The organism is Balneolaceae bacterium (genome assembly GCA_034521445.1).
Lineage (GTDB): Bacteria > Bacteroidota > Rhodothermia > Balneolales > Balneolaceae > JAXHMM01.
On sequence record JAXHMM010000017.1, the window covers coordinates 24496 to 47727 of the forward strand.

22 protein-coding genes are annotated in these 23232 nt (G+C 58.2%); 16 read left to right on the forward strand and 6 right to left on the reverse strand.

From position 1 onward, the window contains the following. The first annotated feature begins 130 nt into the window (after positions 1 to 130). Together U5K31_13965 and U5K31_13970 are read left to right on the forward strand one after the other, a co-directional pair. The gene (locus U5K31_13965; protein MDZ7773826.1) at positions 131 to 850 is read left to right on the forward strand and encodes a response regulator transcription factor; all 720 of its coding nucleotides are present in this window, start codon (positions 131 to 133) and stop codon (positions 848 to 850) included. Further along, positions 847 to 2295: an ATP-binding protein gene (locus tag U5K31_13970; protein MDZ7773827.1), complete on the forward strand. Its 1449-nt coding sequence runs from the start codon at positions 847 to 849 to the stop codon at positions 2293 to 2295. The genes U5K31_13965 and U5K31_13970 overlap by 4 nt, the downstream gene beginning before the upstream one ends. Here the strand turns inward: U5K31_13970 and U5K31_13975 are convergent. From U5K31_13975 to U5K31_13995, 5 genes are all read right to left on the reverse strand, one after another. After that, entirely contained in the window at positions 2292 to 2921 is a 630-nt protein-coding gene (locus U5K31_13975) for a class I SAM-dependent methyltransferase (protein MDZ7773828.1), read from the reverse strand. The two genes, U5K31_13970 and U5K31_13975, sit on opposite strands and share 4 nt — an antisense overlap. 116 nt (positions 2922 to 3037) lie before the next feature. Next, positions 3038 to 3253 (reverse strand): SHOCT domain-containing protein, encoded by a 216-nt coding sequence (locus U5K31_13980; protein ID MDZ7773829.1) that lies wholly within the window; start codon positions 3251 to 3253, stop codon positions 3038 to 3040. Between the two features lie 19 nt (positions 3254 to 3272). Beyond that, positions 3273 to 3488, reverse strand: a complete 216-nt coding sequence (locus tag U5K31_13985; protein ID MDZ7773830.1) for a hypothetical protein — start codon at positions 3486 to 3488, stop codon at positions 3273 to 3275. Positions 3489 to 3490: 2 nt separating this feature from the next. Then, complete coding sequence (locus U5K31_13990) at positions 3491 to 3973, reverse strand: hypothetical protein (GenBank protein MDZ7773831.1); 483 nt, start codon at positions 3971 to 3973, stop codon at positions 3491 to 3493. 134 nt (positions 3974 to 4107) lie between these two features. Further along, on the reverse strand, positions 4108 to 6153 hold the full coding sequence (locus tag U5K31_13995) for a copper-translocating P-type ATPase (protein MDZ7773832.1): 2046 nt from the start codon (positions 6151 to 6153) through the stop codon (positions 4108 to 4110). Between the two features lie 271 nt (positions 6154 to 6424). On the opposite strand from U5K31_13995, the gene U5K31_14000 reads away from it, so the two are divergent. The 8 genes from U5K31_14000 (at position 6425) to U5K31_14035 (ending at position 13768) form a co-directional block, all read left to right on the forward strand. Beyond that, positions 6425 to 6577 carry a hypothetical protein gene (locus U5K31_14000; protein ID MDZ7773833.1) on the forward strand — a complete coding sequence of 51 codons (153 nt, stop codon included), beginning with the start codon at positions 6425 to 6427 and terminating at the stop codon, positions 6575 to 6577. A gap of 21 nt (positions 6578 to 6598) precedes the next feature. Beyond that, on the forward strand, positions 6599 to 7678 hold the full coding sequence (locus U5K31_14005) for a DUF2231 domain-containing protein (GenBank protein ID MDZ7773834.1): 1080 nt from the start codon (positions 6599 to 6601) through the stop codon (positions 7676 to 7678). A 40-nt stretch (positions 7679 to 7718) separates the two neighbouring features. Next, the gene (locus U5K31_14010) at positions 7719 to 7937 is read left to right on the forward strand and encodes a GDCCVxC domain-containing (seleno)protein (protein ID MDZ7773835.1); all 219 of its coding nucleotides are present in this window, start codon (positions 7719 to 7721) and stop codon (positions 7935 to 7937) included. A 40-nt stretch (positions 7938 to 7977) separates the two neighbouring features. Beyond that, positions 7978 to 10083, forward strand: coding sequence for a cation-translocating P-type ATPase (locus U5K31_14015; GenBank protein MDZ7773836.1), 2106 nt, complete (start codon positions 7978 to 7980; stop codon positions 10081 to 10083). Between the two features lie 112 nt (positions 10084 to 10195). Continuing rightward, positions 10196 to 11692 carry an amino acid--tRNA ligase-related protein gene (locus U5K31_14020; GenBank protein MDZ7773837.1) on the forward strand — a complete coding sequence of 499 codons (1497 nt, stop codon included), beginning with the start codon at positions 10196 to 10198 and terminating at the stop codon, positions 11690 to 11692. A 1-nt stretch (position 11693) separates the two neighbouring features. After that, a complete protein-coding gene (gene holA / locus U5K31_14025; GenBank protein ID MDZ7773838.1) occupies positions 11694 to 12758 on the forward strand; it encodes a DNA polymerase III subunit delta in 1065 nt (354 codons plus the stop codon). Between the two features lie 81 nt (positions 12759 to 12839). Further along, a complete protein-coding gene (locus tag U5K31_14030; GenBank protein ID MDZ7773839.1) occupies positions 12840 to 13433 on the forward strand; it encodes a sigma-70 family RNA polymerase sigma factor in 594 nt (197 codons plus the stop codon). A 71-nt stretch (positions 13434 to 13504) separates the two neighbouring features. Then, positions 13505 to 13768, forward strand: coding sequence for a hypothetical protein (locus tag U5K31_14035; protein ID MDZ7773840.1), 264 nt, complete (start codon positions 13505 to 13507; stop codon positions 13766 to 13768). Between the two features lie 36 nt (positions 13769 to 13804). On the opposite strand, the gene U5K31_14040 is transcribed toward U5K31_14035, so the two are convergent. After that, positions 13805 to 15790 (reverse strand): thiamine pyrophosphate-dependent enzyme, encoded by a 1986-nt coding sequence (locus U5K31_14040; GenBank protein MDZ7773841.1) that lies wholly within the window; start codon positions 15788 to 15790, stop codon positions 13805 to 13807. 296 nt (positions 15791 to 16086) lie between these two features. Here U5K31_14040 and speD point away from each other — a divergent pair, with 296 nt between their 5' ends. The 6 genes from speD (at position 16087) to U5K31_14070 (ending at position 23225) form a co-directional block, all read left to right on the forward strand. After that, entirely contained in the window at positions 16087 to 16491 is a 405-nt protein-coding gene (speD, locus tag U5K31_14045) for an adenosylmethionine decarboxylase (protein ID MDZ7773842.1), read from the forward strand. A 49-nt stretch (positions 16492 to 16540) separates the two neighbouring features. Further along, positions 16541 to 17032, forward strand: coding sequence for an arginine decarboxylase, pyruvoyl-dependent (locus U5K31_14050; protein MDZ7773843.1), 492 nt, complete (start codon positions 16541 to 16543; stop codon positions 17030 to 17032). A gap of 2 nt (positions 17033 to 17034) precedes the next feature. Then, positions 17035 to 17886 (forward strand): polyamine aminopropyltransferase, encoded by an 852-nt coding sequence (gene speE, locus U5K31_14055; protein MDZ7773844.1) that lies wholly within the window; start codon positions 17035 to 17037, stop codon positions 17884 to 17886. A 2-nt stretch (positions 17887 to 17888) separates the two neighbouring features. After that, the gene (locus U5K31_14060; GenBank protein MDZ7773845.1) at positions 17889 to 19883 is read left to right on the forward strand and encodes a cation:proton antiporter; all 1995 of its coding nucleotides are present in this window, start codon (positions 17889 to 17891) and stop codon (positions 19881 to 19883) included. Between the two features lie 107 nt (positions 19884 to 19990). Continuing rightward, positions 19991 to 22135, forward strand: a complete 2145-nt coding sequence (locus U5K31_14065) for an exodeoxyribonuclease V subunit gamma (protein MDZ7773846.1) — start codon at positions 19991 to 19993, stop codon at positions 22133 to 22135. After that, the gene (locus tag U5K31_14070) at positions 22059 to 23225 is read left to right on the forward strand and encodes a hypothetical protein (GenBank protein ID MDZ7773847.1); all 1167 of its coding nucleotides are present in this window, start codon (positions 22059 to 22061) and stop codon (positions 23223 to 23225) included. The genes U5K31_14065 and U5K31_14070 overlap by 77 nt, the downstream gene beginning before the upstream one ends. Positions 23226 to 23232: the final 7 nt, after the last annotated feature.

Consider the following 23232-nt stretch of genomic DNA (forward strand, 5'->3'; position numbering starts at 1 on the left):
ACCGTTTTAAAAATTTGATTTCAGCATAGAACCGGAATATAACGGGTGAACCTTAAATCAAGCTTAAAACATTATTGCTGAGCTTCTTTTATCTTGAGGTCATCGTTCTAACAATCGAAAAGTCAGCGGTATGTGGATATTATTGGTAGAGGATGAAAAACAGCTTGCCGGTAACCTCAAGCGTGGATTGGTAGAGGAGGGTCACGTTGTTGAAGTCATCCACGATGGAGAAGAAGCCGAGCTCCAGGGGATGGTCAGCGATTATGATGTTGTTATTCTTGACTGGCGCCTGCCTAACCGGGATGGCAAGCAAATCCTGCAGTATTGGCGAAAAGAGGGGCGGGACTTCCCTGTCCTGATGCTAACCGCGCTGGGCGATCTGGATCACAAGGTTTCGGGGCTGGATGCGGGCGCCGATGACTATATGAGCAAGCCTTTCTCCTTTGAAGAATTGCTGGCGCGGGTGCGTGCCCTGGGCAGACGAAAGTCCGAAATTAATGATACCGAAACGGTTTCGGCCGGACCCATTGAACTGGATAGCCGTAAGCACAAGCTTGATATATGTGGCGTAGAGCGGACGCTTCGTCCCAAGGAGTTTGCTCTGCTTGAGCTGCTGCTAAAAGAACCGGAAGCGGTTTTTTCGAAAACACAAATCGCCGAACGAGTTTGGGGTTCGGCCTATCACGTGAGCGATAATACCATTGAAGCCACGATTTCTACGCTCCGCCAAAAAATGGGGGAATCGCTGGAGGAATGTGAGGAGGTTTCATGGGATAGTTCCAATAGTATCATTGAAACCATTCGGGGCGCCGGATACCGACTTAATAGTGAGTTGATTAACAAAGAATGAGCAGGATTGGGAGTAGCATAACGAGCTTTTTTGATCGCCTGTCCATCTCCAAAAAACTGGCGTTCTGGTATGGGCTGAGTCTCTTCGTGATGCTTAGCCTGTTCGGGTATTTTTTATATGAATCATTTCATCAGTCCATTCATCACAACTACGATCGCCATCTTCGGTTTGAGGCTGAGCAGTTGCTCCCCCATATCGATACCAGCGGAGATACGCTTTCCATTGATCTTTCGGGATACAGTCGCAATGCAGCACTTGAAAGTGGGGTAGAATATGGAACCTATGTGCGGCTATACAATCCCAAAGGAAAACTTATTTATGAGAGTCCAAACTTTACCGATGTTGATCAGCCGTTGGAAACAGAGATCCCTAATGAAACGTCAGAGATTTCCTTCAGCAGCCAGTGGCAAGATATGCCGGCCCGAACGCTTTTCTATCCCATTACAGATAACGAAGGGGACTTTTGTGGATGGCTGGAAGTAACCGGATTTGAGTGGACACTGCACGAAGAGGTAAACCGGTTCCGGCGATATCTGTTGGTTCTTATTGCAATAAGTGTCGCTTTTTCGATCCTTGGAGGTTATTGGCTCTCACACAGGGCACTCTCACCGATCGCCTCGATTATCGATGCAGCCAAATCCATAACGGCCACCGATTTGGATAAGCGCATACCCGTAAACTACCAGGTGCGAGATGAGCTTACGGACCTGGCGGAAACGTTCAATATGATGTTAAACCGCCTGCAAAGAGGTTTCGAGCGCGAAAAGCGTTTTACCTCAGACGCGGCCCACGAGCTGATGACCCCGCTCTCGTCCCTGCAAAGCGACGCGGAGATTATACTTCGCAAGCCGCGCTCAAAAGAAGAGTATAGGGAAACCATCCAGCGGATGTTAACAGAAACCCGCCGCATGAGCGAGATGGTGCACCTGCTGCTGCAGTTGTCAAGAGTGGAGTCGGTACATCGTTCGGAACCGGAGATCGTGAATATCAGCCGCATTACTGAAGTAGTGGCCGGTAAGTATCAACAGATGGCTGAAGAAAAGGAGATTACCTTTAATGTAAATATCGACAAAGATCTACAGGTTCGGGCCCACGGAGCTTATATAGAGGAGATCATAAACAATTTGCTGGAAAATGCATTGAAATATACCCCTGATGGTGGCCATGTAGACCTGCAGCTACAACGATCCAGCGGCAAAGCAGTAATTCATCTACGTGATACGGGCATTGGATTCGACCAGGAAACCCAAAAGCATTTATTTGAACGATTCTATAGGGCTAACCGACAAGATGTCCAGGAAAGTCCGGGCAGTGGATTGGGATTACCTCTCGTCAAGGCTATTGTCGAGTTGTACGGCGGAAAAATACGAGCGTATAGTGATGGGCCGGGAGAGGGCAGTACGTTTGTCCTAGAGCTGCCATTGCCGGAAGAGGAGGAAGCCTAACGTGGTTTAACGCCTTCAATTTTTTTAACAATGCCTCCTTTCGTTAGATCCCGGACCTGTTGTAGTTGCCATCCTGCTTTTTCTACGTTCGTTACGGTCTCCCGGGCAATATGTACGCCACTCAGGTAATGGAACGGGGCGTCAAGCCGATCCATCACCGAGGCCAGGGTCGACCAGTCGGCCCTCATGTGTTCCAGCAAATGAAGCCGACCGCCGGGGCGGGTTACACGCAACGCTTCCCGGAGGCCCAACACCGGATCAGGTACCGAGCAAAACACGAATGTAGCGACAACCGCATCAAACGAATTGTCGAGGAAATCCATCTGCTGGGCGTCCATCTCTTTGAGAGTTGCGTTGCTTTTTTGATGTTTTGTCAACAACTGCTTCGCCCGCTGCAACATTTTGGGGGACAAATCAATAGCCGTCAGATCAATATCATCAGGGTAGTATGGGATATTCTTGCCCGTTCCAACTCCAATCTCCAATACTTTTAGGCCTTCGACTTGTTGCCAAAGATCACTGCGCCAGTTTTGGAACAACAGCTTTTCTACCGGCCACTCCATAAGATTATATAGTGGAGCTATAAGATCATAGCGACTTTGGGTATGTGAGGTGTCTTTATTCATTTACCACGTTAATCGCTGATAACTCATCTTCCATACGTGTAAAAGCGATTCGCGTTGAAGTGCCGAACGCTTCGAGAATTTCTTCTTTACCTGCTTCATAGTTTTAGGAAAAAAGACTAATTACTTCGCTTTAGGATCTTTTCCCGTTCCTCGAATTCCTCACGTTCAATTTCACCACGGGCGAACCTTTTCTTTAATATATCCATGGCATCCTCTTCCAGTTCTGTTCTGGGGCGGTAGGGGATAATATTGAAAACCACCAGCAGGATGATGGCGATAATAATGAGCCACCAGATCCAGTGCATGCCTATAAAATGATGGTCAAAAAACATAATCCTGATATTATAATTATCAGTTGTTGGATAGTGAGCGTTTGAGTCGGTTAAACTCTTCTTTCGATATCTCACCGGAATGTAAACGTCTCCGGTGAACTTCGACGGCTGCATTTCTGATTTCAAGCCGGTGCTTTCCGCGTAGGGCCAGATACCAGATCATAGAAAAGACCCCGGCCAACAGAATCCAAAGCACCGGGGCCCAATAGGTGTTCATGGCGTTTAGCCAGTCCATGTTTAGTTGTGATGTTGTTGATGGTTACTGCCGTTCATGCCCTCTTTTTTGTTCATCATTCCCTGGCCATCCATCATGTTACCCTGCATCATCTGCATACACATCATCTGCATTTTCATCATGGATGAATCGCCCATCATGTTCATCATTTTAGAGTGATCCATATCACCATCCATCATGGATTGCATTATTTTCATATGCTTTTGCATGCGCTCCTTCATCTGAGGATTATCCATCATCTTCTGCATGTTGCCCATTACCATGGTGCTGTCCATGTTCATCGAGCCCATCATATGTTGCATCATTTGCTGACGCATTTGAGGATTCTGGGCCATATGTTCCATCATCATAGCACGCATGGTGGAGTCCTGCATCATTTCCATCATCTGTTGTTTTTTTTGTGTCATGTCTCCCTGCGTCTGCTGGGCCAGTCCCATCGTTGTAAAGAGCAGCATGAAGGATAGAATCATAGTTAAGCGTTTCATAGTGGTCACCTTTTTATCTGATTTTATGTTCAACAGTTTTTTATGCTCTACGGTAACATACAACAAGCTCCCTTAAAGCAACCTTAAAGTGCACACGAATTATTAGTGAGCTGCCGCTTTCTCTTTACCGCTGGTTAACGTTCTATTTTCAGGAAACGCGCATTGATAGCCACGATTACGGTACTGAGAGACATTAACACGGCACCGAGGGCGGGGCTCAGAATAATTCCATAGGTATATAAAACACCTGCAGCTAGTGGTATGGCAAATGCGTTGTAGCCGGTAGCCCACCACAAGTTCTGAACCATTTTCTTGTAGGTCGCTTTGGCAAGTGCGATTAATGACGCGACATCCCTGGGATTGCTTTGGGTCAGGATGATATCACCTGTTTCTACAGCCACATCAGAACCCGCGCCAATAGCAATACCCACATCGGCCTGCGCCAGCGCGGGGGCGTCGTTCACACCGTCACCGGTCATGGCTACTTTGAGCCCGCGCTGTTGCACTTCTTTTATTTTAGCGGCTTTTTCTTCGGGCAGGACTTCTGCAAAGAAATCATCCAATCCCAGTTCGTTGGCCACATAAGCAGCTGTTTGTTGGTTATCACCGGTAAGCATGATACACTGGATACCCATTTCGTGGAGGCTTTGAATGGCTTCTCTTGAATCTTCACGGATACTATCACCCAGGGCAATGGCTCCCTGCAATTGATCGTCAATCAGTACAAAGACCACCGTTTTACCCTGCCCGGAAAGCTGCTCGTACTGATCTGTCGGAAGGTCAATGTTATTTTCACGCAGGTAGCCGGGGCTTACCACCTTGACCTGTTTGCCATCTACGCGCCCTTCAATACCTTTTCCCGTGATGGAGTTGAACGCTTCTACTTTCATCAACCCGTCTGTGGCTTTCACGATGCCCCGGGCAATGGGATGTTCTGAATTTTGCTCCAGAGAACCGGCCAGTTTCAGCAATTGGTCTTTATCCTCGAAGCCATTAAATGTCAGGACATCTGTTACGCCAAATTCGCCGTGGGTCAGTGTACCTGTTTTATCAAAAACAATGGCTCCGAGATTGCGGGCTTCCTCAAAAGCGGTACGGTTGCGGATAAGAAATCCATTTTGGGCAGCCAGGCTGGTAGATACGGCCACGACCAACGGAACAGCCAGTCCCAGCGCATGCGGACAGGCGATCACCATTACCGTAACGGTGCGTTCCAGGGCAAATACAAAATCTTCGGTGCTAAAGAAGGTCCATGCAAAAAAGGTGAGGGTACCGGCGCCCAAAGCAATGATTGTCAGCCAGAAAGCAGCCCGGTTGGCCAAATCCTGGGTTCGGGACTTGCTCTCCTGGGCCTGTCGCACGAGGTTGATCACCTGTGAGAGGAAGGAATCTTCTCCGGTTCGGTTTACTTCGATAGTCAGTGAGCCCTGCCCATTTAAGGATCCGCCGATTACTTCATCGCCTTGTTTTTTTGATACGGGCTTGGATTCGCCGGTCATTAAAGATTTATTGACCGAACTCTTTCCATCTACAACCACTCCATCTGCTGGAACCTTTTCTCCGGGCTTTACCAGCACGTTATATCCCTCCATGAGCTCTTCAAGCGGGACATCTTTGGTGGACCCATCCTCTTGCAGAACGTGCGCTTCCGAAGGCATCAGCTTGGCCAGCTCTTCCAGGGCACGGGAGGCGCTCATCACCGATTTCATCTCGATGTAATGGCCGATCAACATAATGACAACCAGGGTAGCCAGCTCCCAGAAGAAGACCTGTCCCTCCACGGCAAAGACGACCAGCGTGCTGTATACGTAGGCGGCCGTAATGGCAACACCGATAAGGGTCATCATTCCCGGCTGGCGTTCTTTAAGCTCCACGTAGAGCCCCTTCAAAAATGGCCAACCGCCATAAAAGAAGACGACACTTGAAAGCACAAACGAGATATACGTATCACCTGAAAACCGAAGGGCATCCCCCAACCCCAGGAAATCCTGGATCATGTGAGAAAGAATCAGGATAGGAATGGTCAGGGCAATGGATATCCAAAACCGATTCAGGAAATCCTCGGCCATGTGGGCATGATGTCCGGCATGCCCGCCGGAATGTTCATGGCCCGCCTGGTCGTGTTGCCCCTGATTGTGATGCGCGTGACCGTGTTCGTGGAGTGCTTCTCTCTGAGTCATGACAATAACCTCATTTTATTTATTCACCACCATCATAATACGAGTAAATGGCTTAAATTAAGCTTAAAGAGATCGGGTTATGCGCGTATTATTCCGGGTTCACGGCTTTTCATGTGAGGGCAGAACGGTTCCGATGTGTCTGCGAGGGTTGCTTCCATCCGACCTCGTTCATAAACAAGGCAATACACTATATGGATATACTCAGCCTGTACGGCGAATCGGCCAAGACGGCCCTGGGATTTTTCTGGGTTGGCAATTCCTGGCCGCGTTGATGGTGTGGCTGCACAAACGCTACCTGCAGTCGCACGAGGTGAAGATGATGAAGATGGAGGGGGGAGGCTTTGTCAAGAAGATTTCCGTGTTTTTGTTTGTCACCGTTCTTACAGGAGGGGTGCTGGTTTATGTGTATTTTTCTCTTCTTTAATTTCAAATAATATGGATTGACATGGAATTGATACCGGAATGGGCCCCCAATATTCACCCGATGCTCGTGCATTTCCCCATTGCCGTGCTTCTTCTGGCGGTGGTGGCGGACCTGCTGAGTTTCTTCCTGCCGGACCGTTGGTGGGACCCCGTCAAGACCACCGTGCTGTACACCGTCGGTGCCGTCAGCGGCATCATAACCTATTATACCGGCACCCTGGCAGCCCACAGCGTCTTCCTTCCGGCTGGCGCCCAGTCGGTGCTCACCGAGCACGCGGACTGGGCATGGTGGACCGTCTGGTTTTTCGGGCTCTATGCGCTGCTGCGCATCGGCCTGCACGGGTATCGCAGGTTCGACGGAAAGCCTGTGCGTATTATGCTCTTTTTGCTTGCCCTCCCCGGCGTGTTCATGCTGTATGAGACGGGTGATCACGGTGCGAAGATGGTCTTCGGTTACGGTGCCGGTACCGGCTCGCTGCTCGAGCAGGAAACGGGGCGCGAGGCCGCAACGACCGACAGTCTGACGATCGCGGGAGCATCCACGTTCACGCTCTCGGAAAACGGGGGGTGGTCCTGGGAGATCGGTCCCAATGGCGTAAGCACTCTGCTGAACCGGTTCCGATGGCTGCAGGGAGGGGCGGATGACCTGCGGCCGGCCGTGGTGAGCAACGGGGACAACCACCTCCTTCGGCTCGATCCCACGTCGTCCCCTGTATTCTTTGTCACCCGCGACTCCGTGCAGGACGTCCAGGTGGACTACTGGCTCGATTTCTCCGGGTTTGATGGGCAGATTTCGCTGGTCACCCACGTGAGGGACGCCGGAAATTACGATTTTGTCACCCTTGACACGGACGGCACCATCTCACAGGGACGCGTAAGCGACGGCAGCAGGGAGGTATTAGCCGAAGAGTCGTATGACGCATCGGGCATGCTTTTCATTCGGACCGTGGGCAACGGCACCCATTTCAGGGGATACATCGACCGCGAGATGGTGGTGCACGGGCACGGCGACGCTCCGGAAACGGGCAGCGTGGGCATGCGGCTGGACGGCCGGGGGACGGTCCTGTTGGACCGAATCATCGTAACAGCTCTTGACGGATAGGTCCTGAAGGGCAATAGTGTCACTGCAAAAACCTGAGATCATGAATTCTTCCAAGGATATTAAGTCTGTCTCTGTTATCACCTGTCCCGAATGCGGGCATACCTCACGTGAGGAAATGCCCTCCGACAGCTGCAGGTATTTTTGGGAGTGCCCGGGCTGCGGAGAGCTGCTGAAGCCGAGGGAGGGAGACTGCTGCGTGTTCTGTTCCTTCGGCGACACCCCTTGTCCTCCCGTGCAGAAGGACGGTTCCTGCTGCTGAACGGTATGGCGTTGGCAGGGGATTTCCGTATTTTTATGCCATGAGCAAGAAGGAGACCCATCTTACCGTCAAAGGCATGGACTGCGCCGGCTGCGCCCGGAACGTCAAGCAGGCCCTGGAGGGAATGGAAGGCGTATCGTCGGCCGACGTATACCTCTCGTCCGAGAAGGCGCGCATTGTCCATGGACCGGAACGTCCGACCCTCGACGAATTCCGGAAGGCCGTGGAGGCCATTGGCTACCGCATCCCGGGGGAGGAAGACCCGGGTGGAGAGCAGGCCCCGTCCGTGCAGGACTATGCCCGCAAATCCTTCCGGCTCTTCGGGCTGGTTTTCGGCGCCATCCTGCTCATCGCGGTGGCGGGCGAATGGCTGGGCCTTTTTGATGCGCTGACCGCCCGGGTGCCTTTCTGGGCGGGGACCGCCGCGGTGGCCGCCATCGGCTGGCCCGTCTTTCGCCAGGTGGCCGTGGCGGCGGCCAGGGGCATGGTCACCCCCCACGCGCTCATGGCCCTGGGGGCCGTGACGGCGCTGATAGCGGGCCAGTGGGTGACGGCGGCCATTGTCGTCTTCTTCATGCGCACCGGCGACTTTATCGAGGGCTACACCACTGACAAGGCACGCGATTCGGTGCGCTCGCTTACCGAACTGGCCCCGCAGACCGCCACCCTGGTGCGCGGGGAAAGGGAAGAGGAGGTCCCCATTTCAGAGGTGAACCCCGGTGATCATATCCTGGTACGCCCGGGCGGGAGGATACCCGTGGACGGCACGGTGCTGGAAGGTCATGCGACCGTGGATCAGTCTCCTATCACGGGAGAATCCATGCCGGTGGAAGTTACCGAGGGTACGGGGGTCTACGCGTCCACCATCGCGCAAGGCGGACGCCTGCTGCTGCGGGCCGACGCCGTTGGCAGGGACACCACCTTTGGAAAGGTCATCGCCATGGTGGAGGAGGCCGAGGCCCACAAGGGGGAGGTACAGCGATTTGCGGACCGGTTCTCGGCCTGGTATCTGCCGGTGGTGGCCGGCATCGCCCTGCTGACCTATGTCCTCAGCGGCAATGTCATGTCCACAGTGGCGGTCATGGTGGTGGCCTGCGCCTGCGCCTTCGCCCTGGCCACGCCGGTGGCCCTGCTGGCGACGGTAGGGTCCAACGCCCGTCGGGGTGTGATGATCAAGGGAGGCAAGTACATCGAGGCCCTGGCGCGGGCGGATGTGCTGCTCATCGACAAGACCGGTACTCTCACGTTCGGCAGGCCCGAGATTTCTGAAATTGTGCCGCTCAACGGCTGCACGGAGGGTGAGTTGCTGGCCGCAGCGGCCAGCGCCGAACAGTTTTCCGAGCACCCCCTCGGCAGGGCGGTCACCGAAGCTGCAAAGCAGCGATTCCTCACCCTGAAGAAGCCCGACCGCTTCGAAGAGCTGACGGGCAACGGGGTGAAGGCGGAGATCGAAGGGCAGGCGGTGGTGGTGGGAAACGAACGGCTGGTCGATGCCGGTGCGGTGGATGCGCAGGCACGGGACAGGATAGCCGCCATGAAGAAGCGCGGCCGGACCGTCATCACCGTCCAGCGGAATGGCAAACTCATCGGACTGTTAGCGGCCGGGGACCGCGAGCGGGAGGAGGTGGGAGAGGCGCTGTCCCGGCTTGGCGCACAGGGTTTGCGCCGTGTGGAGCTGCTGACGGGCGACAACACCGAATCGGCGCGGGACCTGGCCGAAAAACTGGGCATAGATTACCGGGCGGAACTCCTGCCGGAAGAGAAGATCGAAATCGTCCGACGCTACCAGGAGGAGGGACACACGGTAGTGATGGTTGGGGACGGGGTGAACGACGCACCGGCGCTTGCGCAGGCCGATGTGGGCATCGCCATGGGCACCACGGGAACCGACGTGGCCATCGAGACCGCCGACATCACGCTCATGCGGGACGACTGGAACCTGGTGCCGGAACTGCTCCATTCGGCGCGCCGCACCATGAGGGTCATCAAGGGCAATTTCGCCTTCACCACGCTCTACAACCTGGCGGGCATCTCGCTGGCCGCCTTCGGCTTCCTGCCGCCCGTACTGGCCGCCGCGGCGCAGTCCGTCCCGGACGTGGGCATCATGCTCAACTCCTCGCGGCTGCTGCGTTCCGGCGACGAGTGACGGGTCCAACGCACCGCCGCAGGGGCTTCTCGGGAATTGATTGGCGCGCCAATAACCGCTATTCTTCCGTAGTTTAAAAACAGGCCGAAACGAAGACTAGAACGCTTTTCGCATGATCTATATTCGCAACCTCGCCGAGCACGAAGACCGGGACGTGACGCTCAAGGGCTGGGTCTACAACTACCGCACCAGCAAAAACCTCTATTTTCTTGAACTGCGCGACGGTTCGGGCATCTGCCAGTGCGTCGTTTCGAAGGAGGAGGTGGACGGGGAGACCTGGGAGGCAGCCGAATCCCTTCGCCAGGAGAGCTCCCTGGAGGTGACCGGCACGGTGGTGGCCGACGAACGCAGCCCGGGCGGCTACGAGCTGCAGGTTTCCGGCATCAGGGTGCTGCAGGTGGCCGAAGACTATCCCATTACGCCCAAGGAGCACGGGGTGGAGTTCCTGATGGAGCACCGCCACCTCTGGCTGCGGAGCCAGCGGCAATGGGCGGCCATGCGCGTGCGCAACGAGATTATCTACAGTATTCATACCTTTTTCCAGGAGCGGGGCTTTATCCAGATGGATGCCCCCATCTTTACCGGCAATGCCGCCGAGGGCACCACCACGCTATTCGAGACGGAGTACTTCGAAGAGAAGGCTTACCTCACCCAGTCGGGCCAGCTCTACGGGGAGGCCATGGCTATGGCACATGGACTCATCTACACCTTCGGGCCTACCTTCCGCGCCGAAAAGAGCAAGACCAGGCGCCACCTCACCGAATTCTGGATGATCGAGCCGGAAATGGCCTTCTACGACCTGGACATGAACATGGACCTGGCCGAGGAGTTCCTCCAGTTTATTGTGGGACGCGTGCTGGACCGCTGCGAAAAAGAACTTGAAGAGCTGGAGCGGGACACCGACGCCCTCCGCAAGACGGTAAACAGCGACTTCCCGCGCATCTCCTACACCGAGGCCGTAGAGACCCTCAAGAGCGAGGAGACCGCCGAAATGCTCGACCAGATGAAGGAGGACCGCCTGGCCGAGCGCGACGAGTTGGATCAGGAGCGCAAGGAGATCGAGGCTGAGAGGGGACAGGCCAAGAAATGGCGCAAGACCCAGATCGACCAGCGCATCAAGGAGATATCCGGGCGGGTGGACCAGATCGAGGAGGACCTGCGCAACATCCCCGTCTGGAAGGAGTCGGCCCTGAATTTCGAGTGGGGTTCCGACTTCGGCGGCAGCGACGAGACCATCCTTACCATGAACTACCAGACGCCCATCATCGTCCACCGCTACCCGGCCGAGGTGAAGGCCTTCTATATGAAACGAGACCCGGAAGACGAGAAACTGGCCCTGGCGGTGGACGTGCTGGCGCCGGAAGGCTACGGGGAGATCGTCGGGGGCAGCGAGCGGGAGGACGACCTGGAGACCATTCAAAAACGCATCGGCGAACACGGGCTCCCCGAGGAGGTCTTCGAGTGGTATCTCGACCTGCGGCGCTACGGCAGCGTGCCGCACTCCGGCTTCGGGTTGGGACTCGAGCGGACCGTGGCGTGGCTCTGTGGACTCGATCACGTGCGCGAAACCATTCCCTTCCCGCGCATGATGGGACGCCTGCACCCGTAAAATGGCCAAGAAAACCAGCATAGAACATTTCGGGGAGGCCCGCAAGGAGCTGGCCTCCGGCTCCCCCAAGCCCATCTGCGTATTCTGCGGGGAGGAGGAGTTCTTCCTGGACCGCCTTCAGCAGGCCGTGGAGGAGATCATGCCCGCCGAGCACCGCGATTTCAACTTCGACCTGCTCTACGGGCGGGAGGTCACCCCCGAAAAACTACTCTCCATCATTCGCAGCTACCCCATGATGGCCGAGCGCCGCATCGTGGTGCTGCGCGATTTCCAAAGCCTGGGCGATCCTACGGCGGAGGAGAGCGACTACGGCGGATCGATCAACGACCTGCTGCCCTACGTTGAGCAGCCCAATCCCACTACGCTGCTGGTCGTTATCGACACCAAAAAGCCCTCGGGTAACACCAAAATTGGCAAGGCCCTTCAGAAGCATCAAAACACCAGCTTCTACGAGTTCAAGGAGGTGCCCGACTACCGCCTACCCGACTGGATCATGCAATGGACCCGTTCCGAGCATGGTAAGGAGATCGGTCCCGCCGCCGCCCGGATGCTGGCCCAGTACGTGGGGAGCAACCTCCAGCTGCTGTCCACAGAAATAGATAAAGTGTGTACTTTTGTAGACACTTCCGATACCATCGACGAGAGCCATATAAAAAAAGTAATCGGTCTCTATCGCGAATATTCGGTGTTTGAGCTGAAAGACGCCCTTGTTGAGCGGAACCTGGACAAAACGCTGTTCATCGCGGAACAGATGTTGCAGGTATCAAAAGCAGACACGGGAGAAGTCATTCGTACCGTGGGGTTCTTTTACAACATGTTCTCAAACATCTGGCAGATACGCCGCCTCGCTGCCGCCGGCAACAACAAGAAGCAGGTGCAGCAGGAAATGGGTATCGGCAACAGCTGGTACTTCAACAAGCTGTGGGAGGATGCCTCCCACTTCAGGCTCGGCGAGATGCCCGGCGTGTTTGAGGCGCTTCTGGACGCGGATAGAGCCGCGAAAGGCATGTCGACGATGGACCCTTCCACGATTCTTCTCTTGATGATCAAGCGGATCATCAACTGATGCTTCCGATCCCCTAAAGCCGGGTCGGACCGGCTGAGTTGGTGATGCGCCTAGCAAACGCCAACTCAATCGGGACCTATCATGGAAGCTCTAAGCACCGCACGCGTCAAGGATCTGTCCGACGAAGATCTGATGGAACATTTCCAGTCGGGCTACGAAAAAGCCTTTGACGAACTGGTTCATCGCTACAAGGACCGCCTCCACAATTTCCTGTTCCGGTACACTCACAACCACCAGGATTGCGAGGACCTGGTGCAGGAGACATTCCTGAGGGTCTACCGCAGCAAGCACTCCTACGAGCGCATCGCACGCTTCTCCACCTGGATGTACACCATTGCGCTCAACCTGGCGCGGAGTCTGTACAAAAAGAAAAAACGCATGACCATGGTCACCATCCATGAAAATCCCAGCGATCCCGAGGACCGTCCCATGAAGCTGGAGGACAGCGACATCCTGCCTGATCAGCAGCTGCAGGAAAAAATGTCCATTGACATGCTTGAAAAGGCGCTTATGGAGCTGAACGAGGACTTCCGCGAGGTGGTGGTCCTGCGTGATATCCAGCAGCTGGCCTACGACGAGATCGCCGAGATCACCGACACGCCCATGGGCACGGTCAAGTCCCGCATCAACCGCGGAAGGGTCCACCTCCAGGAGATCCTGCAGAACTACGTATAAATGCGGGGAACATAGCGTTTCGTATCTGGTATATATGCTCCTAATAAGGAGGATAATTAATACGATTTGCTATGGAGCTCGTACAACAACAGGGAATACCCGGTGATCTGGACGAATATATCTGCGGCTTTATCGACCGGACACTCTCGCAGGACCAGCTAATGATTCTGTCAGGCTACCTGGACAAAAACCCCGAGGCAGGCGCCTACTTTGAAAAGGCGGTGAAGGCCAGCAGACTGCTGCGCGGCTTGCCGGACCGGGACGCCTCGCCCGTCCTGGAGCACAGGCTCGCTCTGAGTCTTTCCGAGGAAAAGGTCAGGCGGCTGAGCGGCTGACTTCCGCCGGAGCCCAAGCCGAGTCGGGCGGACTTTTCAGTAGGCCAGCAGTTCGTCCAGTACACCGCGCATGCGGCTGCTGGCCAGGTAACCCTCTTCAAGCGCGGGACTGAAGGGCACCGGCATGTCGAGGGAGGAGCAGCGCATCACCGGCGCGTCCAGCTCCCGGAAATGGGCTTCGGTAATGCGGGCCGAGAGCTCGCTCATGGGTCCAAGCGTCACCGACGGCTCCTGCAGCAGCATTACACGGTTGGTTTTGGTCACCGAGGCAGCCACCGTCTCCATATCCAGCGGGGCCAGGCAGCGCAGATCCACAATTTCGAGTTCCACACCTTCTTTCCCTTTCTCTTCGGCCAGTTCCAGCGCCCAGTGTACGCCCAGTCCGTAGGTGACGATGGTGGCGTGTTCTCCTTCGCGCGCCACGCGCGCATGTCCCAGCGGTTCAAGCACACAGCGGTCCGGTGTCACGGCCCGTATGCTGCGGTAAAGCCTTTTGTGCTCGAAGTAGAGCACCGGGTTGGGATCATGGAGGGCACTGTAGAGAAGATTCTGGGCGTCCTCCGGGCTGGAGGGAACGACAATCTTCAGGCCCGGGTGCTGCATGAACCAGCCCTCGGGCGATTGCGAGTGGAAGGGTCCCGCACCCACGCCGCCCCCGTGAGGGGCCCTAATGGTAATATTCAGGGGTGGGGTCCAGCGGTAGTGCGACTTGGATATGTTGTTGACAAGCTGATTGAAACTGCATGAGATAAAGTCGGCGAACTGCATCTCCACCACGGGTTTAAAGCCGTCAAGGGCAAGCCCGACAGCCGCACCCAGCGCACCCGCCTCGATGATGGGCGTGTTGCGCACGCGTTCGGGCCCAAACTGCTCGAGGAAGCCTTCGGTGACCTTGAAGACCCCGCCGTAGTCCGCGATATCCTGTCCCAGGATCAGGCGTTCCTCGTCCTCTTCAAAGGCCTGCCGCAGGGCAAACTGAATGGCATCCACAAAGCGCTTCTCGGAGGTGGAAACGTCGGGCGGGACTTCCGTCGCGGGGGGTGTCCAGGACGCCCAGACCGAGCCGGTTTCCCGCTCTTCATCGAATTGTGGTTCCGGCGCCTCCAGCGCCTGCTCCAGGGCGGGGGTGAAGCGCGCTTCGGTCTCCCCGCGGAGCTCCTCCAGCTGTTCCTCGCCGGTCACGCCCTCCTCGATCAGCCAGCGGCGCATGCGGTCTACCGGGTCCTTTTCGCTCCACTCCTCGAAGAGCTCGTCGGGAACGTAGAAGGTGCCTGAGGCCTCCTCGTGGCCCCGCATGCGGAAGGTTTCGGCCTCGATGAGCACCGGTTTGCCCTCCAGGGCCAGTCTGCGTGCGCTGGACACGGCCTCACTTACCTCGAAAACATCGTTGCCGTCAATGAACATGCCCTCCAGCCCGTATCCCTCCGCCCGGTCCACCAGCCGCTCGCATGCGTACTGCTGGTGGGTAGGGGTGGAGAGGCCGTAGCCGTTGTTTTCGATCATGAAGATCACCGGCAGCTTCCAGACGCCCGCCAGGTTGAGCGCCTCGTGGAACTCCCCCTCGCTGGTGGCGCCGTCTCCGCAGAAACTGCAGGCCACCCGGTCGGAGCCGCGCATCCGGGCTGCCAGGGCCAGACCGTCAGCCACGGGCATGGTGGCCGCCAGGTGGGATATCATGCCCACGATGTTGTGCTCCAGGGTGCCGAAGTGGAAGGATCGGTCCCTTCCCCCGGTAAAACCATCCGCTTTGCCCAGCAACTGGCAAAAAAGGGTATACAGGTCCACGCCGCGCGTGGTGAAAACGCCCAAGTTGCGGTGCATGGGCAAAATATAGTCATCGGCGGGAAGGCTGCTTGCCACACCCACCGCTATAGCCTCCTGGCCCATGCCGGAAAACCACTTGGAGATGCGGTTCTGGCGCAGCAGTTTGAGCATGCGCTCCTCGATGAGACGAGGCAGCAGAAGGTCGCGGTAGAGCTGGAGGGATTTTTCCCCGGAAATATTTTTTGAGGGTGCGATCATTAACTATTCTTGAAAATTGTGTAAATTATTTGCCTGAGACACCGGTTTCGGGCGTTGTATGAGAAGAATAAAATCTCTTTTTTGCAACTTACCAAAGCCCGAGGACCGATTCCGGGAACCAAAGCGTTTTTTTATGCATTGCAGCACCTAGCCCCTTTACATAACACAAGGCGTAGCGTATTCGACCCTTGCCCAATGCGACGTCAACATCCGCGGTCCGACCGGTCCACGGGGTTTTCAGTCGCATTTTTCGTTTGGGAACGTTGCGTTTAATCCTTTCAATTATTCAGAGATAGATGGATGCACTCGGTCGCCAGATCCTGGTGGAATTTTACGATTGCGAATCGGAGAAAATCAACGACGTCTCCTTTATCGAATCGGCCTTCCTGGAGGCCACCCGCGCTTCCATGGCCACCATCATTTCGCACAACTTTCACAAATTCAGTCCCCACGGCGTGAGCGGCGTGGTAGTCATCGCCGAGTCGCACGTCACCATCCACAGCTGGCCGGAGTACAATTACGCGGCGGTGGATATATTTACCTGTGGGGATACCATCGATCCCTGGATCATACAGGAGCATCTGAAGGAGGCCTTCCAGTCCAAAAACATCTCCAGTATGGAGATGAAGCGCGGACTCTTTAAAGTGCCGCCGGGCGAGCGACTGCTCTTCAAGCCGCAGCAGTCGGCCTCCCGGAATTAAGGCTTCGCCGCACCTACCTCTTCATCACCCGAAAAGACCGCTATTGTCCATGTCCGATTTCAAGATGGTACGCACGCCCAACGTCTTCTGCCTCGTCCGCGGGGCTTCGGAGGGACACACCCGCCTGAACGCCTTTGACAACGCCCTGTTGAATGCCGGGGTGGGAGACACCAACTTGATGCGCATGAGCAGCATCCTGCCTCCTGGGGCCACACAGCGTGACATCCAACAGGTTAACCTGCCCAAAGGGGGACTGATCCCGCTGGCCTACGCCACCATCGACTCCACCACGCCCGGGCGCTTCATCTCTTCGGCCGTGGCCGTGGGCATCCCGGAAAACCCTGAGGAGGCGGGGGTGATCATGGAGTTCGAGGATCACAGCAAGCTGGACAACGTGGAGTCGATCGTCCGCCAGATGGTGGTGGACGCCTTCGAATTTCGCAACCGCAAGCTCAGGGAAATCCGCTCTATCGGCATCGAGCACCAGGTGCAGACCTGCGGCTCCACCTTCGCCGCCGCGGTGCTCTGGTACGAGGATTGATCATGCCACTTTCCTACGACGAATTCTACCACAAGCGAACCGGGCTCACCGTGGGTGTGGAGCGCCTGCTCTTTTCCGAGGAGTCGGAGTACCAGCTCGTGGAGGTCTACGAAACCGACACCTGGGACAACCTGATGACCATCGACGGCATGGTCATGCTCAGCGAAAAGGACGAGTTCGTCTATCATGAGATGCTGGCCCACCCGGCCCTTTTTGCCCATCCCGACCCGAAGCGTGTACTTATTATAGGCGGGGGCGACGGAGGGACGGCCCGCGAGGTGATGCGCCACGGGTCCGTGGAGACGGTGGACATGGTGGAGATCGACGAGACGGTGGTACGCGCCTCCCGGGAGCACCTGCCGGAGGTGGGCGACTGGGAGAACCCGAAACTGAATGTTCTGTACGAAGACGGCATCCGGTTCGTACAGCAGATAGACGAGCCCTACGACGTGATCATCATCGACGGCTCCGATCCTGTGGGACCGGCAGAGGGGCTTTTTGAGAAAGATTTTATGGAGGCCTGTTATGGGGGGCTGACCGCCGACGGCGTGCTGACCGCCCAGACCGAGAGCCCCTGGGTGGCCGACTACCATCCCAGCATGAAGAAGGTTTTCGGGGCGCTGGACGAGCTCTATGAGCATGCCCGCATGTACCTGGCCTGGATCCCACTCTACCCGGCCGGCATGTGGTCCTTTGCTTTCGCCTCCAAGGGGATAGATCCGCTGGGCGATGAGGTGGCCGGCAGGGTGGAGGCGGGTCTGGAGCGCTTTGGAGACCGCCTCCGCTACTACAACCCTCAAGTGCATGCCGGCTGTTTTGCCCTTCCCAACTTTGTACAGGAGATTATCGACTGAATATGATCACCGCCGTCACCCTTCCCTTCCTGAATGAGCTGGTGGCTCTCTTTGCCATCAGCGTGGGCATCGCCTACGTCTGCTACCGCTTCAAACTGGTGCCCATCGTGGGCTTTCTCATCGCGGGGGTCGTCATCGGTCCCCATGCGCTGGGACTGGTGAGCGATCAGGCGCTGGTGGATATGCTGGCGGAGGTGGGCGTGATCCTGCTGCTCTTTACCATCGGCGTGGAATTCAGCCTGGAGACCCTCGTGCGCATACGGAACGCCATCCTTATCGGCGGGGGACTGCAGGTAACCATTACCACGGCCGCCGTGGCGGGCATCGCCGCCGCTTTCGGGGTGGGATGGAACAGCGCCATCTATACCGGTTTTCTGGTGGCTCTCAGCTCCACGGCCATCATTCTGGGACTGCTTAACGAGCGGCACGAGACCGAAACGCCCGCAGGGCAGCTCTCCCTGGCTGTACTCATTTTTCAGGACCTCTCCATCATTCTCATGGTGCTGCTGGTGCCCATGCTGGCCGGCAGCGGCGGAAGCCTGGGTAACGTGGCCCTGGCCCTTGGCAAGGCGGCCGCGCTCATCACTGCGGTGATCCTGCTGGCCCGCAAGCTGGTGCCCTGGCTGCTTGAAAAGATTGCCGCCACACGCCGCCAGGAGCTCTTCCTGCTGACAGTGATGGCCATCTGCTTCGGCACGGCCGCCCTCACCAGCATGGTGGGTGTGAGCCTGGCACTGGGCGCCTTCCTGGCCGGCCTGGTAGTCAGCGAGTCCTACTACAGCGATCAGGCCCTCAGTGAAATTCTGCCCCTGCGCACCGTCTTCACGGCGGTCTTCTTTGTGTCGGTGGGCATGCTGCTCGATGTACAAGTGCTGCTGGAACACCCTCTGCTCATCGCGGGCATCTCGGCCGGTGTGGTGCTGCTGAAGACAATCATCTCCACCGGCAGCCTGATGACCCTGGGCTACCCCGTACGCATCGGCATCGGCTCTGCGCTGGTGCTGGCCCAGATCGGGGAGTTCTCCTTCGTCCTGGAGCGGGCCGGGCGCGCCGCGGGACTCTATCCGGCGGGAATGGGACTGGAGGGCTCGCAGATTTTCATCGCCGTTTCGGTGCTGCTGATGATCCTGACGCCCTTCATGGTGCAGGCCAGCCCGGGAGCCGCGCGCATGCTCTCGGATATCTGGCCTTTCGGCCACCCGGACGGGGGACTGCAGCAGGAAGGCAAAGGGGAGGGGCTCTGCGACCATGTGATCATTGTGGGCTATGGACCCGCCGGACGCCGACTGGTGCAGGTGCTCCGTGAGAGCGGCATTCCCTTTGTGGTGGTGGAGATGAACCCCGATTCCATACGTGAAATGAAGGCCGAGGGCACACCGGTGGTTTACGGCGATGCCTCCCGGCAGTTCATCCTGGAGGAGGCGGGTATCATGGAGGCCAAAATGCTGGTGGTGGCCATCAACGACCCCGACGCCACCCCGCGCATCGTCAAGTTGGCCCGCCACCGAAATCCACTCCTGCAAATCGTCACCCGCACCCGCTACCTCGGCAGCGTGGGACGCCTGGAGGAGGCGGGCAGCGATATCGTGGTCTCGGAGGAGATGGAGACCTCCGTTCGCATTTTTTCCCATGTGCTCTCCGCCTACATGGTGGCCAGGGATGAGATCGAGCAGATTCTGCACAACCTGCGCGACGACGACTACAAGGTGCTCCGTGGCAGTATACAGGAGGCGCATCTCATGGTGCTGAAGGGCCTGGACGAGGAGGGCCTCCACACCCGTGCGCTGGTGGTGCGCGAGGGCATGCCGGCCGCCGGCATGACCCTCGAGGAGATGGAGCTGCGCCGCAAATACAACCTGACCGTGCTCACCATCCGCCGCGACGACAAGACCATTGGAAGTCCCTCGGCGAACGAACGCCTGCAGCCCGGCGACCGACTGGTGGTCATCGGTGAAGCAGCCGATTTCGCCCGCTCCACCGAACTCTTCCGCATTTGATTCCCGGCAGCGCCCCGGCAAGGCCGGCAGACCGTCTGCCTTTCTGAACTCTTCCGGCTATCTGCTATATTCCCACGAAACGGTATTTCAATTTCCACCCGTCACGGATGCTGCGCATTTTCACAAGTCACAAGCTGGAGCGCCTGGCCGACCGCCTGGTGGAGGAGCGTGGTGAACGCCTGCCGGCGGATCCTCTCGATCCGGAACGCTACGTGGTGCAAAACCACGGGGTGGCGCGGTGGCTGACTCTCAGGCTGGGCGCCGCGGAGGGTATCGCCGCCAACCTATCCTTTGAGTTCCCCGCCGAAAGAACCTGGGCCACCGCCCGCATTCTCTACCCGGGTCTTCCCCGGGTGCTGCCCTCTGACAAGGGACCCATGGCCTGGGAGATCTTCCGGGTGCTGCAGTCGGAGGACCGCGACATCCTCCGTCCGTTGCAGAGTTACGTGGAGGCGGGCGGGGAGGAAGGACGCGAGCTGCGCCGCTGGAAGCTGGCCCGCAAGATCGCCGACGTATTCGACCAGTACCTGGTGTACCGCCCCGACTGGATGCTGGCCTGGGAGGAGGGGGAGCGGGTGACGGGACATCGTGACGAGGCGTGGCAGGCCTGGCTTTGGCAGGCGATGGTCGGGCATTGGAGGGAGAGGTACGGAGACCATCCCTGGCTGCACCGTGCGCGTCTTCACCGGCACCTGGAGGAGGCGGTTACGGGAGGCAACCTGCGGGAAGGGGATCTGCCGGGTGGCATATCCATATTCGGCGTAACGTCCATGCCACCGCCCGTGGCGCGCCTGCTGGTGCGATGCGCCGGGATCACCGATGTCACCTTCTACCAGTGCCTTACGGCGGACCAGGGCTCCGGGGAGCCGCTTGCAAGCTCCTGGGGCGCGTCGGGCCTGGCTTTCTACGAGGAGCTGATGCGCCTGGCCGGCAAGCACCGTCCCGGTGCCGAGGTACGTTCCCTGGATTCCGGCGCCGCGGCGGAGGAAGAACAATATGCCTACGGGGAACATAACCTGCTGGGCGCCCTGCAGCGCAGCCTTCGCGGACAGCCGCCCGCCGCGCCGGAAGAGGAAGAGGCGCAGTGGGACAACACCCTGCAGGTGCACTCCTGCCACAGCGCCCTCCGTGAGGTGCAGGTACTGCACGACCGCATCCTGGAGATGCTGGATGCCAACCCCGGACTTGGACCCGGAGACATCCTCGTGGTGAATCCCGAGATGGAGCGCTACGCCCCCCTTATCGATTCGGTCTTCGGGGTCACCGAGGAGCACCTGCCCCGCATTCCCTACCGCGTGGTGGACGGGCGCTCCTCCACGGCGCCCGTGGAGCAGGCGTTACTGGCCCTGCTCGACCTGGCCTCCAGCCGTTTCAAGGCGAGCGACGTGCTCGACTTCCTGGAGCTGGACCCGGTGCGCGGCAAGCTGGACCTCTCCGACGATGAGCTGGACCGCATCGAGCGGTGGACCGATGACAACAGGGTGCGCTGGGGCATTGACGAGACCTTCAAGAGGGAACTGGACCTGCCCGCCTCCCCCGGAAACACCTGGCGTGCGGGCCTCTCGCGCATGCTGCTGGGCTACGCCATGGAACCTTCCGAGGACGAGCTGTTCGAAGGCATGGTACCCTACGGAAAGGTGAGCGGGACGGAGGAGGCGGTCATGATGGGCGAGCTCTCCCGGTGGCTCTCACGGCTTTTCGAGCTGCACCGCTTCGTCAGCAGTTCCCACAGCCTGGACGAATGGGCAAAGCGGCTGCGAGGGGAGCTGCACCGGTTTCTGGATAGCAGTGACCCCCACACCCGCGACTGGTTCCGCGTGGCGGGCGTGCTGGACCGCCTGACCGAACAGGGAGACGTCTCAGGCTTCGACCGCCCCGTGGCCTTCGAGCCGGTGGCCGACTGGCTCGGGGGGGAGCTGCAAACCGCCTCCTTCGGGGGCAATCCCACCGGGGGCGTCACCTTCAGCTCCATGATCTCCCTGCGCAACATACCCTACAGGGTCATCTGCCTGACCGGCCTGAGCGACGGCGCCTACCCGCGCGCCCAGCCCTCGCCGGCCTTCGACCTGACCCGGTCGGAGCCCCGTGCAGGCGACCGGTCCAGGCTGGAGGAAGACCGCCAGGTGATGCTGGAGGCTCTCAACTCCGCCCGGCAGAACCCTCTACATCAGCTATGTGGGACAGAGCAACCGCCAGGAGGCCGATTTCCCGCCCTCCGTGGTGGTGAGCGAGCTGCTGGATCGTGCGGGTAGCCTGTGTGGCATGGACTACGAAGCGGCCGAGAAGCGGGTTATCCGCCATCCCCTGCAACCCTTCGGTACCGCCCATTTCAGGTTGGAGGAAGGCGGGCCGGACTCCCCGCTGTTCAGCTACTCCCGCCAATGGCGCGAGATTGCGGCCAGGGTGGGGAGGGAAGGCGAGGAGGAGCGGCCGCTCTTCACGGAGGCGCTCCCGCCGCCGGAGGAGTCCGGGGAGCCGCTTTTGCTCGCCTCCCTGGTGGATTTTGTCCGGCATCCCTCGCGGCACCTGCTGCGCCGCAGGCTGGGACTCTGGCTGGATGAGCATCGACGGGAAGAGGATGACAGGGAACCATTTGAGCTGGGTTACCTTGAGCGTTTTCTCATTGGGCAGGATCTGCTGGACCGCGAGATCGTAGGGGAGGAGACCGCCGGCCGTTACGCCTGGTACCGGGCCGCCGACCGCCTCCCCGGGGGCTGGCCCGGAAGAGAGGCCTTTCACCAGCTTCGCGGTAATGTCGAGGAATTTGCCCGTTCGGTGGCGCCCCACCTTGACTCGGAGTCCCTGGAGCCCCGCCCGGTGGAGGTGGAAACGGAGCGCGGGACGGTTCGCGGCACGCTGGACCGTCTCTACGGCGAGGGACAGATCTTCTACCGTTTCGGAAGCCGCAAGGCCGGGGACCTTGCCGAGCTTTGGGTCCGACACCTGATGCTGCCCTTTGCCGGGGAGCTCCCCTCGCGCGTGAGCCGCATGTTCAACCGTGACTCCGACGGGCAGACCGAAGGGTGCCTGCTGCGGGAGCTGTCCCCCGGGGAGGCAGCCGCGCAGCTGGGAGCGCTGCTGGACTGGTACCGGGAAGGACTGCGCCTCCCCCAGCCCTTCTTCCCGGAGAGCTCCCTGGCCTATGCCGAGAAGATGCGGTCGGGCGGGAGCCGGAGGCTGCGCGCAAGTCGGCGGAAAAAGAGTGGAGGGACGAATACAACCCCTACCCGCTGGAGGGTGACGACGCCTACAACCGGCGGCTCTGGCAGCATACCGAACCCTGGCGTTCAGAGGCCTTCGCCGGGCGGGCCATGGCGTTCTGGGGACCGGTGCTGGACCTGATGGAGGA

Coding starts and splice junctions, on each gene's coding strand:
- U5K31_13985 (MDZ7773830.1), bottom strand. CDS start 3,488: ATGGACTGGCTAAACGCCATGAACACCTATTGGGCCCCGGTGCTTTGG.
- U5K31_13965 (MDZ7773826.1), top strand. CDS start 131: ATGTGGATATTATTGGTAGAGGATGAAAAACAGCTTGCCGGTAACCTC.
- U5K31_14000 (MDZ7773833.1), top strand. CDS start 6,425: ATGGTGTGGCTGCACAAACGCTACCTGCAGTCGCACGAGGTGAAGATG.
- U5K31_13980 (MDZ7773829.1), bottom strand. CDS start 3,253: ATGTTTTTTGACCATCATTTTATAGGCATGCACTGGATCTGGTGGCTC.
- U5K31_14050 (MDZ7773843.1), top strand. CDS start 16,541: ATGTCCGATTTCAAGATGGTACGCACGCCCAACGTCTTCTGCCTCGTC.
- U5K31_13975 (MDZ7773828.1), bottom strand. CDS start 2,921: ATGAATAAAGACACCTCACATACCCAAAGTCGCTATGATCTTATAGCT.
- speD (MDZ7773842.1), top strand. CDS start 16,087: ATGGATGCACTCGGTCGCCAGATCCTGGTGGAATTTTACGATTGCGAA.
- U5K31_13995 (MDZ7773832.1), bottom strand. CDS start 6,153: ATGACTCAGAGAGAAGCACTCCACGAACACGGTCACGCGCATCACAAT.
- U5K31_14060 (MDZ7773845.1), top strand. CDS start 17,889: ATGATCACCGCCGTCACCCTTCCCTTCCTGAATGAGCTGGTGGCTCTC.
- U5K31_14010 (MDZ7773835.1), top strand. CDS start 7,719: ATGAATTCTTCCAAGGATATTAAGTCTGTCTCTGTTATCACCTGTCCC.
- U5K31_13970 (MDZ7773827.1), top strand. CDS start 847: ATGAGCAGGATTGGGAGTAGCATAACGAGCTTTTTTGATCGCCTGTCC.
- U5K31_14040 (MDZ7773841.1), bottom strand. CDS start 15,790: ATGATCGCACCCTCAAAAAATATTTCCGGGGAAAAATCCCTCCAGCTC.
- U5K31_14035 (MDZ7773840.1), top strand. CDS start 13,505: ATGGAGCTCGTACAACAACAGGGAATACCCGGTGATCTGGACGAATAT.
- speE (MDZ7773844.1), top strand. CDS start 17,035: ATGCCACTTTCCTACGACGAATTCTACCACAAGCGAACCGGGCTCACC.
- U5K31_14015 (MDZ7773836.1), top strand. CDS start 7,978: ATGAGCAAGAAGGAGACCCATCTTACCGTCAAAGGCATGGACTGCGCC.
- U5K31_14020 (MDZ7773837.1), top strand. CDS start 10,196: ATGATCTATATTCGCAACCTCGCCGAGCACGAAGACCGGGACGTGACG.
- U5K31_14005 (MDZ7773834.1), top strand. CDS start 6,599: ATGGAATTGATACCGGAATGGGCCCCCAATATTCACCCGATGCTCGTG.
- U5K31_14065 (MDZ7773846.1), top strand. CDS start 19,991: ATGCTGCGCATTTTCACAAGTCACAAGCTGGAGCGCCTGGCCGACCGC.
- U5K31_13990 (MDZ7773831.1), bottom strand. CDS start 3,973: ATGAAACGCTTAACTATGATTCTATCCTTCATGCTGCTCTTTACAACG.
- U5K31_14030 (MDZ7773839.1), top strand. CDS start 12,840: ATGGAAGCTCTAAGCACCGCACGCGTCAAGGATCTGTCCGACGAAGAT.
- holA (MDZ7773838.1), top strand. CDS start 11,694: ATGGCCAAGAAAACCAGCATAGAACATTTCGGGGAGGCCCGCAAGGAG.